The organism is Barnesiella viscericola DSM 18177, from assembly GCF_000512915.1.
Classification (GTDB): Bacteria; Bacteroidota; Bacteroidia; order Bacteroidales; family Barnesiellaceae; genus Barnesiella; species Barnesiella viscericola.
Genome location: NZ_CP007034.1, coordinates 1,393,556 through 1,405,532, shown reverse-complemented (window position 1 = coordinate 1,405,532; position 11,977 = coordinate 1,393,556). Strand labels below are relative to the sequence as shown.

Annotated in this window: 11 protein-coding genes; 10 read left to right on the top strand and 1 reads right to left on the bottom strand. The window is 54.5% G+C overall.

The features are described from left to right. Positions 1 to 4 precede the first annotated feature (4 nt). The 6 genes from mutY to BARVI_RS05555 all read left to right on the top strand — a co-directional run bounded on the left by mutY (position 5) and on the right by BARVI_RS05555 (position 6,122). The gene (gene mutY / locus BARVI_RS05580; RefSeq protein WP_025278292.1) at positions 5 to 1,108 is read left to right on the top strand and encodes an A/G-specific adenine glycosylase; all 1,104 of its coding nucleotides are present in this window, start codon (positions 5 to 7) and stop codon (positions 1,106 to 1,108) included. A gap of 129 nt (positions 1,109 to 1,237) precedes the next feature. Next, positions 1,238 to 2,254, top strand: coding sequence for a PhoH family protein (locus tag BARVI_RS05575; protein WP_025278291.1), 1,017 nt, complete (start codon positions 1,238 to 1,240; stop codon positions 2,252 to 2,254). Between the two features lie 253 nt (positions 2,255 to 2,507). Next, positions 2,508 to 3,461, top strand: coding sequence for a phosphoribosylaminoimidazolesuccinocarboxamide synthase (locus tag BARVI_RS05570; RefSeq protein ID WP_025278290.1), 954 nt, complete (start codon positions 2,508 to 2,510; stop codon positions 3,459 to 3,461). Positions 3,462 to 3,488: 27 nt separating this feature from the next. Next, a complete protein-coding gene (gene ubiE / locus BARVI_RS05565) occupies positions 3,489 to 4,235 on the top strand; it encodes a bifunctional demethylmenaquinone methyltransferase/2-methoxy-6-polyprenyl-1,4-benzoquinol methylase UbiE (protein WP_025278289.1) in 747 nt (248 codons plus the stop codon). Between the two features lie 189 nt (positions 4,236 to 4,424). Further along, on the top strand, positions 4,425 to 5,447 hold the full coding sequence (locus BARVI_RS05560) for a PDDEXK nuclease domain-containing protein (protein ID WP_025278288.1): 1,023 nt from the start codon (positions 4,425 to 4,427) through the stop codon (positions 5,445 to 5,447). A gap of 39 nt (positions 5,448 to 5,486) precedes the next feature. Next, positions 5,487 to 6,122: a DNA alkylation repair protein gene (locus BARVI_RS05555; RefSeq protein WP_025278287.1), complete on the top strand. Its 636-nt coding sequence runs from the start codon at positions 5,487 to 5,489 to the stop codon at positions 6,120 to 6,122. A gap of 88 nt (positions 6,123 to 6,210) precedes the next feature. On the opposite strand, the gene BARVI_RS05550 is transcribed toward BARVI_RS05555, so the two are convergent. Next, positions 6,211 to 7,851, bottom strand: a complete 1,641-nt coding sequence (locus tag BARVI_RS05550) for a fumarate hydratase (protein WP_025278286.1) — start codon at positions 7,849 to 7,851, stop codon at positions 6,211 to 6,213. A 226-nt stretch (positions 7,852 to 8,077) separates the two neighbouring features. On the opposite strand from BARVI_RS05550, the gene BARVI_RS05545 reads away from it, so the two are divergent. The 4 genes from BARVI_RS05545 to BARVI_RS05530 all read left to right on the top strand — a co-directional run bounded on the left by BARVI_RS05545 (position 8,078) and on the right by BARVI_RS05530 (position 11,977). Next, positions 8,078 to 8,836: a hypothetical protein gene (locus tag BARVI_RS05545; protein WP_025278285.1), complete on the top strand. Its 759-nt coding sequence runs from the start codon at positions 8,078 to 8,080 to the stop codon at positions 8,834 to 8,836. A 110-nt stretch (positions 8,837 to 8,946) separates the two neighbouring features. Next, positions 8,947 to 10,347 carry an SU10 major capsid protein gene (locus BARVI_RS05540; protein ID WP_025278284.1) on the top strand — a complete coding sequence of 467 codons (1,401 nt, stop codon included), beginning with the start codon at positions 8,947 to 8,949 and terminating at the stop codon, positions 10,345 to 10,347. A gap of 146 nt (positions 10,348 to 10,493) precedes the next feature. Continuing rightward, positions 10,494 to 10,877: a hypothetical protein gene (locus BARVI_RS05535; RefSeq protein ID WP_025278283.1), complete on the top strand. Its 384-nt coding sequence runs from the start codon at positions 10,494 to 10,496 to the stop codon at positions 10,875 to 10,877. Further along, positions 10,874 to 11,977 carry a hypothetical protein gene (locus BARVI_RS05530; protein ID WP_025278282.1) on the top strand — a complete coding sequence of 368 codons (1,104 nt, stop codon included), beginning with the start codon at positions 10,874 to 10,876 and terminating at the stop codon, positions 11,975 to 11,977. The genes BARVI_RS05535 and BARVI_RS05530 overlap by 4 nt, the downstream gene beginning before the upstream one ends.

Here is an 11,977-nt window from a genome sequence, read left to right as displayed (position 1 = left end):
CATTATGAGAAAAGAGAAAAAAATACCGAGCGAGGCGGTCGCTCCGCTGGCGGCCGACCTGCACGACTGGTATGCCCGCAACCATCGGGTGCTGCCGTGGCGGGGCATTACCGATGCCTATCGCATCTGGATATCGGAGATTATCCTGCAACAGACACGGGTGGTGCAGGGGTATGCGTATTACAACCGGTTTGTCTCCCGCTTCCCCGACGTGCGTGCGCTGGCTGCGGCCGACGACGATGAGGTGATGAAACTGTGGCAAGGGCTGGGCTATTACAGTCGGGCCCGCAACCTGCTGGCTGCCGCCCGGCAGGTGGTGGAGCGGTTTGGCGGGGAGTTCCCCACGACCTACGAGGCGATACGTTCGTTGCCCGGGATAGGCGACTATACGGCGGCGGCGATAGCTTCGTTTGCCTACGGGTTGCCCCATGCCGTGGTCGACGGCAATGTCTACCGGGTGCTCGCGCGCATCTACGGCATCGACACGCCTATCGACACGACCGAGGGGAAAAAACTCTTTGCCGCCCTGGCCGACGAGTTGCTCGACCGGAAGGACCCGGGGGGATACAACCAGGCTCTGATGGAGTTCGGCGCCTTGTATTGCGTGCCCCGTTCGCCGCAGTGTGGCGGGTGTATCTTTGCCGACCGCTGTATGGCCTTGGCAACGGGTCGGGTAGAGGAACTGCCGGTCAAGCTGGGACGCACGGTGGTGAAGCCCCGCTATTTCAACTATTTCTATGTGCGGCATGGCGATTATACCTGGGTGCGTCGGCGCGAGGGGCGTGACATCTGGCGCAACCTGTATGAACTGCCGCTTATCGAGACGGCCGAGGAGGCCTCGCTCGACGTGTTGCAGCAGAGCGAGGAGTGGGCCCGGTTGTTTGCCGGAGCTGGGCGGGTGAGCGTGTCGGCACAGGTGTATGCCTGCAAGCATGTGCTCTCGCACCGGGTGATTCACGCCCGCTTTTATGTGGTCGAGACCGAACAGCTCCTCCCGATGGAGGACTATGTGCGCATCGCCGTCGGAGAGTTGGGCGACTATGCCGTGTCGCGGCTCACCGAGGGCTTCCTCGAAAAGATGTCGGCGAATTATCCTGCTTTGTTTTGATGAATAAGCAGATATTTTTTTATTTTTGCATGAGTTGCCCGGGTGCCCGCGGGACCGCGTCGAGGCGGAGATTCCGCCGGGAGTCGCAGCGGTGAGGGTCGGCCCGGGTGAAGAAGAGGAAACAATTGAATGATAGAAAGAGTAATTATATTGGACGCCGTCGATCCGGTGACTTTTTATGGTGTGAACAACGCCAATGTGCAGGTGGTCAAGAATCTTTTCCCCAAGGTGCGTATCGCTGCCCGGGGGAATGTGATGAAGGTAATCGGCGACGAGAAGGAGACCGAACTTTTTGAGCAGAAGATCAAACAGCTCGAAAAGTATTGTGCCGAATATAACCAGTTGAGCGAGGAGGTAATCATCGACATCATCAAGGGCGACGCTCCCCAGACGGTCAAGCCGCAGGAGAATCTCATCATCTACGGCGTGAACGGCAAGCCGATTACGGGTCGCACCCCCAACCAGCAGAAACTGGTCGAGGCCTTTGCCCACAACGACCTCACCTTTGCCCTGGGCCCGGCTGGTTCGGGCAAGACCTACGTGGCCATCGCCTTGGCTGTGAAAGCCTTGAAGAACAAGGAGGTGAAGAAGATTATCCTGAGCCGTCCGGCGGTCGAGGCCGGCGAGAAACTGGGATTTCTGCCGGGCGACATGAAAGATAAGATCGACCCCTATCTGCAACCCTTGTACGATGCCTTGGAGGATATGATTCCGGCGGCGAAGCTGAAAGAGTACATGGAGTCGAACGTGATACAGATAGCCCCGTTGGCCTTCATGCGCGGCCGCACGCTGAGCGATGCGGTGATCATTCTCGACGAGGCGCAGAACACCACGACGCACCAGATCAAGATGTTCCTGACCCGTCTGGGCATGAACGCCAAGATGATTGTGACGGGCGATATGACCCAGATAGACCTGCCGGCCTCGCAGACCTCAGGTCTGGTGCAGGCGATAGGCATCTTGAAGAATGTCGAGGGGATAGCCCGCGTGGAGTTCAACAAGAAGGATATTGTGCGGCACAAACTGGTACAGCGCATTGTCGAGGCTTACGAAAAACACGACGAGAAGGTGCGTAAGGCTGCCGAGGCTCGCAAGCAGGAGCGCGAGGCAGCTAAGGAGGCCGGTAAGGAGAAGCCCGAGGCGTGAGGCCTGTGGACGGTCGGCTGGCCCCGATGGAGCAGGGACCCGTGATGACAGGGTCGGAGAGAATATCTTCCTTTTGGGAATGTGGCTCGGGGGGGGAGTGTGATTGTGTGATGAGGGGGAGAAAGATTGTCGACGAGGGTAATGCTTAATCTGTTTTAATTGACGTGCTATCTCGTTTTTATGTTGTATCTTTGCCGTGTCTTTTCACAAGACATACAACGACTATATTATAAACAGAAAAAGTATTACAGAAATGAAAAATGCTTTGGTAAAAACCGATTTCAAATTTCCCGGACAAAAGAGTGTGTATCATGGTAAAGTGCGCGATGTGTACAATATCGACGACGAGTTGCTGGTGATGGTAGTAACCGACCGCATCTCGGCATTCGACGTCATTCTGCCCGAGGGTATTCCCTACAAGGGACAGGTGCTGAACCAGATTGCCGCCAAGTTCCTGGACGCTACGTCGGATATTCTTCCGAACTGGAAAGTGGCTACTCCCGACCCCATGGTTACGGTGGGTCTGCGTTGCGAACCGTTCAAGGTCGAGATGGTTGTGCGGGGTTATTTGACGGGCCATGCCTGGCGTGAATACAAGGCCGGCAACCGCACGTTGTGCGGCGAGACCATGCCCGAGGGTATGAAGGAGAACGAGAAGTTCCCGCACCCCATCATCACGCCTACGACCAAAGCTGCCGAGGGTCACGACGAGGATATCTCGAAAGACGAAATCATAGCCCGCGGTATCGTTTCGCGCGAGGACTACGAGCAACTCGAAAAATATACCCTGGCTCTCTATCAACGCGGCTGCGAGATGGCTGCCCAAAAAGGTCTTATCCTCGTGGATACGAAATATGAATTCGGTAAAATCGGCGACAAGATTATCCTGATCGACGAAATCCACACGCCCGACTCGTCGCGCTACTTCTATGCCGAGGGGTATGAAGAGCGTCTGGCCCGTGGCGAAGAGCAACGCCAGCTCTCGAAAGAGTTTGTACGCCAGTGGCTGATTCAAAATGGCTTCCAGGGCAAAGAGGGTCAAAAGGTACCCGAGATGACCGAGGCCTATTGCAACAGCGTGTCGGACCGCTACATCGAGCTCTACGAGCACATCGTGGGCGAGAAGTTTGTCAAGGCCGAAGGCGAAGACTTGGCCGCCCGTATCGAGAAGAACGTGACCGACTTCCTGAACAGCCGCAAGAAATAAACGGGCGGAGAAAGGAACATACCACGAATGGACTATAAGGCAGAAGAGATAAAACCCTATAACGAGGAGACCGACAAGACCACGCAGGTGCGCGAGATGTTCGACTCCATTGCGCCGGCCTACGATGCGATGAACCGCACCATGACCGTGGGCATAGACCGCTGGTGGCGGCGGGTGGCCGTGAAGATGTTGCGCCGCTATCCCCACCGCCGCATACTTGATGTGGCTACGGGCACGGGCGACCTGGCCCTGCTGCTCGACGAGCGACTCAATCCCGACCAGATTATCGGCGTGGACCTCTCGGAGGGCATGTTGCGGATTGCCCGCGAGAAGGCGGTCAAGCGCAATGCCCAGCGCCGTATCCTCTTCGAGGTGCAGGATTGTCTGTCGATGGATTTTGACGACAACAGTTTCGATGTGGTGACCGTGGCCTACGGGGTGCGCAACTTCGAGCACCTCGAAGCCGGCTTCCGCGAGATGTACCGGGTGCTTCGGCCCGGCGGTGCATTGTGCGTCATCGAACTGTCGACTCCCGAGCATTTCCCCTTCCGTCAGCTTTATAAGTTCTACACCTATACCTTTATCCCCTTCGTAGGCCGACTCGTGTCGAAAGACCGCAGCGCATACAGCTACCTGCCCCGTTCGGTCGCCGCCGTGCCACAGGGCGAGGCGATGCTCGACATCTTCCGCCGCGCCGGTTTCGACCACTGCTATTGCCGTCGGCTCACTTTTGGTGCCTGCACCATCTACATCGGGGAGAAGAAGAAAGTCTGAATCCATCGGCCGGGGTGGGGCAAATCTCCTGCTCATGAGGCCGTTGCCTGACCATACAGGGCACAGCGAACGATTGCCGTTCGCTGTGCCCTGCCTGTTTTGTGGGGGATTTTTCTGCATTTGGTCAATTGAAAGGAGTTGTTTATATTTGTATATACAACTCTTACAAGTAAATACTTTTGCGGAGATATGAAGAAGGAAGAACTGTTTTTGAACGATATTCGCGGCATTATCGATGCGGCTCGTGCTCATGCGGTGCGTAGTGTGGATTTCTGTCGGGTTCAGATGTATTGGCAGTTGGGACGCCGCATTTTTGAGGAAGAGCAGCAGGGAAAAGACAGGGCCGACTACGGCAGTTACCTGATAAAGAATTTGGCCAAGCAGTTGGAACCCGACTATGGCAGCGGATTTTCGGTGCGACAACTTTCTTTCTGTCGCCAGTTTTATCGCTTGTATCCGATTGAGAACGCACTGCGTTCACAATTGAATTGGACTCAGTATAGGACTCTTATACAGATACCTGATGTGGATAAACGGGAGTATTACGAATTGGAGGCCGTGAACAATTCGTGGACGGCCCGGGAGCTGGAACGGCAGATAAACTCTCAGTTGTACGAACGGCTGTTGTTGAGCAACGACAAGGAGTCGGTGTTGGCTGTGGCGCGAAAGGAGCGTATACCGCAGTCGCCGCAGGAGATTATCAAAGACCCCATGTATTTGGAATTTTTGGGATTGAAGCCTCAGGCGGCTTATTATGAAAAAGATTTGGAATCGGCCATTATCACTCATTTGCAGCACTTCTTGCTCGAACTGGGGCAAGGGTTCACGTTTGTGGCTCGGCAGAAACGTATCTTGTTGGAAGATGACGAATTTTTTGCCGACTTGGTTTTCTACAACCGGTTGTTGAAATGTTTTGTGGTCGTTGAGTTGAAGACCGGCAAACTGACCCATCAGGATTTGGGACAGTTGCAGATGTATGTCAACTATTACGACCGGGTGGAAAAGATGGCCGACGAGAATCCCACCGTAGGTATCCTGTTGTGTACCAGCAAGAACGATACGGCCGTGAAGATGGCTCTTCCCGAAGATAATAAAACCATACTGGCCAGTGAATATAAATTGTATCTGCCTTCACAAACACAACTTATTGACGAGGTAAACAGTGTGCGCGAGATGATGGAACAAAAATCTCATTCTCAAAATATCGATTGAATTGCACGACTTGGATACGGTAACCATAATATAATGAATATGAATATTGAAGAGATTATAGCCTATATTGTAACGGTTGAGAATGGATTCCAGCATATTTTAGATGCTGCTCATCAGATACACTCATCGTATAGTGATGAAGAATGTTATGCCCTTTCACTCGAATTGTTTGAGAATCAGGTTTATCAGGTGCGTATGTTGTCGGTCGTTTTATTGGGGTATGTAGGGGTGGAGAATGAAAAGGCCCTGAGTTTTTTGAAAGAGCGGGTAAGCCGTGATGAGAATTGGCGTGTGCAGGAGATGCTGGCCAAGTCGTTTGATTTTATTTGTAAAGAGCGAGGGTATGAAAGAGCATTGCCTCTTATTGCCGAATGGTTGGCCGATGGTTACCCGAATGTGGTTCGGGCTGTTACCGAAGGACTGAGGATATGGACCTCGCGGCCCTATTTCAAGGAACACCCTTTGGAGGCTGTCGTTTTTTTGAGTAAGCATAAGGCCGATTCGAGTGAGTATGTGAGAAAATCGGTAGGAAATGCTCTGAGAGATATTAGCAAGAAATTTCCACAGTTGGTTCTCGATGAACTGACCTCTTGGGATCAAGATGACCCGAAGGTGCGTTATACCTATCGGTTGGCGGTAAAGCATCTTCTCGAGAAGGAGAAGCGGGGAAAGTAGAAGAATTGAATTTATAAAAAAACACGTCGGGGCTGCCTCATTAACGAGGCAGCCCCGATGGTATAAGTAGGGTCTGTGTCCCGCGGGATTATTTGTGGGCGGGGCAGATGGGTTTGATCTGTTTGAAGAAGTCGTTGCCCTTGTTATCGACGAGGATAAATGCAGGGAAGTCTTCTACCTCGATTTTCCAAATGGCCTCCATGCCGAGCTCGGGATACTCGACGCACTCGATGCTCTTGATGTTGTTCTGGGCGAGGATTGCGGCCGGACCGCCGATGCTGCCCAGGTAGAAGCCGCCGTGTTTCTTGCAGGCGTCGGTGACGGCTTGGCTGCGGTTACCCTTGGCCAACATGATCATGGAGCCTCCGTGGCTTTGGAAGAGGTCGACGTAGGGGTCCATACGACCGGCTGTCGTGGGTCCCATCGAGCCGCAGGCCATGCCTTTCGGGGTCTTGGCGGGACCGGCGTAGTAGATGGGGTGGTCCTTGATGTACTGGGGCAGGTCTTCGCCGCGGTCGAGGCGCTCTTTGAGTTTGGCGTGTGCGATGTCGCGGCCCACGATGATGGTGCCGTTGAGCGAGAGGCGGGTAGCTACGGGGTATTTGTCGAGCTCTTTGAGAATCTCGCTCATGGGTTGGTTGAGGTTTATCTTCACGGCATTGCCTTCGCCGGCCTGACGCAGTTCCTCGGGAATGAGTTCGCCGGGGTGGCTGTCGAGTTTCTCGATCCAGATACCGTCTTTGTTGATTTTGCACTTGATGTTGCGGTCGGCCGAGCAGCTTACGCCCAGACCTACGGGGCAGGAGGCGCCATGACGGGGCAGACGTATGATGCGCACGTCGTGGGCAAAGTATTTGCCACCGAACTGTGCACCGAGGCCGATGCGGTGAGCCTCTTCGAGTACCTGTTTCTCGAGCTCGACGTCGCGGAAGGCGCGGCCGTATTCGTTGCCCGTGGTGGGCAGGTTGTCGTAGTAGTGGGTCGAGGCGAGCTTGACGGTGAGCAGGTTCTTCTCGGCCGAGGTACCGCCGATGACGAAGGCGATGTGGTAGGGCGGGCAGGCTGCCGTACCGAGGGTCTTCATCTTCTCAACGAGGAAGGGCACGAGGGTGGCGGGGTTGAGAATGGCTTTGGTCTCTTGATAGAGGTAGGTTTTGTTGGCCGAGCCGCCGCCTTTGGTCACGCAGAGGAATCGGTATTCCATGCCTTCGGTGGCTTCGAGGTCGATTTGGGCGGGCAGGTTGCACTTGGTGTTCACCTCTTCGTACATCGAGAGGGGAGCGTTTTGCGAGTAGCGCAGGTTTTCCTCGGTGTAGGTCTTGTAGACGCCCAGCGAGAGGGCCTCTTCGTCGCAGTATCCGGTCCATACCTGTTGGCCTTTTTCGCCGTGGATAATGGCCGTACCCGTATCCTGGCAGAAGGGCAGTACGCCTTTGGCGGCTACCTCGGCATTGCGCAGGAAGGTGAGGGCCACGTATTTGTCGTTTTCGCTGGCTTCGGGGTCGTGCAGGATTTTGGCCACTTGCTCGTTGTGCGAGCGGCGCAGCATGAACGATACGTCGCGGAAGGCAGCGTTGGCCATGGCGGTGAGACCCTCTTTGGCGATTTTTAAGATAGGTTTCCCTTCAAACTCGCTTACCGACACATAGTCTTTCGTAAGCAGATAGTACTCGGTCGTATCTTCGCCCAGCGGGAACATGGGTTGATACTTAAACGGTGTGATAGCCATAGTTATATCTTATTTGGTTTGTGTTGTCGGTCGATAGTCCGCCGCCGCTGCGGGAGGGGCGATGCGGGGTAATCGTGATGCAAAAATAAAGAAATTTTTCGGTAATCGTTCATTTGCGGCGAAATCTTTCGGCGGGAGTCGAGTTTGTATGAAGCTGCCACAAAACGGGGTGTGTGCGGGGCTTACTTTGCGGTACCATATATGGGAAATCTAATCATTAAGTTTTATGGAAAAGAATTATCAGAAAGAAAATCGCAACCGACGCAGATCCCGCGATTTGCTGGTGGAGAAAATCTTGCAACGTTTCCCGGCCCGACGCCTGGACAACGACGACGAGCTGTTCGATGCCTTGGAGGAGTATGACTCGTATCGCAACGAACGCTATGAACGGCTGGCCGACGACCAGGGCAAACTGTGCAAGTTGTTTACGGCCAATCCCAAGATGGGGGCTTTCATCTCGGACGTGATAGGGGGCGACGATGCGCTGGTGGCGTGTGTGCGCTATTTCGGGCGCGACATGCTCGACTGTGCCCAGGACGAGGGGCGCATGGCCGAGGTACGCCGGGCCAACGATGAGTACCTGTCGCGCATGGCCCGCTTCAACGAACTGGAATCGCAGATGCGCGACAACTTGCAGAAGAGCACGCGTTGCATGGAGCGCTTCAAGGCCGACAAGGGTATGAGCGACAGTGAGTTCGAGTCGTTCCTCGACCGGGTGTACCACTTGTGCAACCATGTGTTCATGGGCGAGTTGAACGACGAGGTATTGGAGTTGCTCTTCAAGGGGCTGCACTACGACAGCGACCTGTCGTGTGCCGAGCACGACGGCGAGGTGCGCGGCCGTAATGCCCGCATCGTTTTCGAGAAGCGTGAGCGTTCGGGCGACTCGTTACCCCCTTTACGCAACAGCGGCAGCTTCGAGGCCGGTGATGACCAGTCGCCCTTCTTCGGGAACCGCCGTCGCCGCAGTGTGTGGGACTTGTAGTCCGGCCGTCGGGGGGGACATCTGTCCCCTGCCGGGAATGAGTGAAACTATTTACAAACCTGTTTTTTTGAAATCTTATGTTTTTGTTGAATTTAAATTGGAAAGAAACGATGAAAAAGTTTTTGATGAAGTGGAAAACTCCACTGCTTTGGCTGGTGGGACTGATTGCTCTGGTGGTGTGCTGGCACATCTGGTCGGGCCTGTTTGACGGTGGCCTGGCTTTGGCCGCCATTATCCCGGGCATGTCGGGCGGCAAGCTCGTGACCAACGAGCCGCTCACGACCGATATTGTGCGCGAGAACAGTCCTTCGCTGTTGCGCAACGAGGTAGATAAGCGCATTGTGCGCATTCGGCCCATGTCCACGCCTATCGACCAGCTGTCGCGTTGGAACGGGGCCCGCAAGGCGTCGTCGATGATTGTCGATTACTACTCGGTCGACGTGAAGCCTACCAAGTCTTATTTGAAGACGGCCTATACGGCCCCCGCCTCGGGTTCGGCCAACGACACGCACAAGAAGGCCAAGATCGATGCCGTCGACAACAGCATCTTCGAGGTGTCCGAGACGATTCTCGTGCAGGGTGTGAAGGGCTATGAGCCCGACGGTACCCAGTCGAATGCCGACCTGGTGCTCTACATTGCTTCCAAAGACGAGGAGACCGGCTCGCTCACGGTCTATCCCATCAACGGAGCCAAGATTGGCACGGTGACCAACTGCGTGCCCTCAATTCCTGTGAATACGCCGCTTATCCGCATGGGACGTGCCGCTACCGAGCTCGACGTGCAGACGGCTCAGTTTGCCGCCTTGCCCGTCAAGAGCCAGAACTATTGCCAGATTTTCAAGATGCAGATCGAGCAGTCGACCTTCCAGAAGATTGCCAACAAGGAGGTCGAGTGGGACTTCTCCGATGCCGAGGAGGCCGCCATCTACGACATGCGTCTGGGCATGGAGAAGAGCTTTATGTTCGGGGTGAAGAACACCATCTTCGACCCCCGCAAGAAGGAGAACGTGATGCTCACGGGCGGTATCTGGTGGCAGGCCGGCAACCACTACACCTACAACCCGTCGGTCGAGATGACGCAAAACGACCTCATCGACATGATGCGTCAGGCCTTCACGGGCAACGGCGGCAACAAGCGCAAGATCCTCATCGGTGGTTCGTCGTTCATCGGCCGCATCAACAAGATCGAGTTGACCAAGGTGGTGATGGCTCGTGAGGACAAGGTGATGTGGGGTATCGACTTCTCGGAAATCCGCTCGAAGTTCGGTAAACTCTATGTGCTCTACTCCGAGGTCTTCGACGATTGCGGCATGAGCGACTACGGTTTCGTGTTCGACCCCGAGTTTATCCAGAAGTGGTCGCATGTGCCGTTCGATGCCCAGGAGCTCGACCTGAAAAAATCGGGTGTGCGCAATACCGATGCTCTGGTGCTGACCGAGGCCAGCTGTTTGACGTTGCGCTATCCGGCCGCTCACATGCGCATCGAGCCGGTAATCCCCGGCGGCGATTGATTCGCGGCTCGGCGATAAGTCGGGCGCAGGCTGGATTATAGTCGCTTTTTGAGGAGGGGACTGCACGGGGCAACCGGAGATTCCAAAAACCGGCTGCCCCGTTTTTGAAACAGAAGTATCGTTTATTAAAAATGAAGAAATAGATTATGATCAAGATTTATCGAACGAGCCTGGGCAATCTGTCCACATCGGTTGTTGTCGAGGGAGTTCCCCAGCGGGTCCATTTTTATGCTCACGACGGGGTGAACGGACTTTTTTCGACCGACGACGAGGCGTTGCAACGGGCCCTGGAACAGAGCCGGGGATATGGCAAACGGTTTACGCTGCTCGAAGGGAGCAAAGCCCAACCCGAGCCCGAGACTTATACCCTCGTCCCCGGCATACGCTCGTGGCAGGCTGCCCGGGACTATTTGAGAAAGGAACCGTATGGACTTACCGACGAGGAGGTCTCTACCCCGACTCTGATTGAACAGGCAGCCGAGCGGTTCCACCTTGTATTCACACAATTAAAGAAAGGGAAAAGACGATGAAAGTGAAAGAACATAGCCATTTGCGCGGGCAAAACGGGTGCCTGGGATTTTTCTACGGGCTTGATGCCCTGCTCTCGGCCTATCCCGAGGGCGGTTTGCCCGGTGAGTTTTTTGTTAACGGCAAGACCCAGTCGATTTGGGTTTGGGACGCCACCGGGCGTTCGTGGTACGATTCGAATCATGCGGCTCCGGCTCCCTTTTTCGGAATCATTACCGACACAAACTCATTCAGTCCCAACGTCGAGAGTGGAAAGGAAGCCTGTTTTGTCTATATTGCCGGTCATGCCGGGTCGTATCATTTCCTGGCATTGAAAGGCGTGTCGCCCTTGACGGTAACGACTACCTCGGCGGCTGTGATTGTACTGGTGTGGGACGGTACCACCTGGCGTGATTATGTCACACCCATATCGCTTGATGATGCGGTACACTTGTCCTACATGTATCGGGGAAGTTGGACCGAATCATCGACTTATATTTATGCCGATGGATTTACCGATGTAGTCTACTACCTGGGTAAATACTATCGGGTGAAGCAGGCGGGGAGTGTTACCGGAGAGATTCCCGACGAATCGGACAAATGGGAGGAGGTAACCCATTTTTATGCGGTGGCCGACCAACTGTATTTCCCTACGGGTCAACTGATTGTTCTCGATCGGCAACAGGCCATTCGAGTTAAAGGGTTTGGCTCTACCTGGGAGTTGGGCGATGGCATTATCCACCACTTGGAGACCGGGACTTTTCTGTCTACGGCAGGAGAACTGCGGGTCCCGGCCGGAGGTGACAGCGAAATTGTGATAAGCCCGGTTGAACGGGGAATAAAGTTTTGGAGAAACAACAAGGAGGTTCTGATTATCGACTGGGATAACAATAACCAGGTAAGACTGTTGATGTCTCAGTTCGATGACTCCGGCTCACGCGAGCTGTCGATTTCGCCACAACAGATTACCCTGTCGCAACTCGATAGTGCGGGCCAGACGTTGAATACCAGCCAACTGTCGCTCAACGGGTTGAACTGTCGGTTGAAACAGTGGAGCGATACCCTGGTCGAAGGCGATATTTATGTCGATGAGAATAATGTCTTGAAGCAGAAAAGGGGGTAG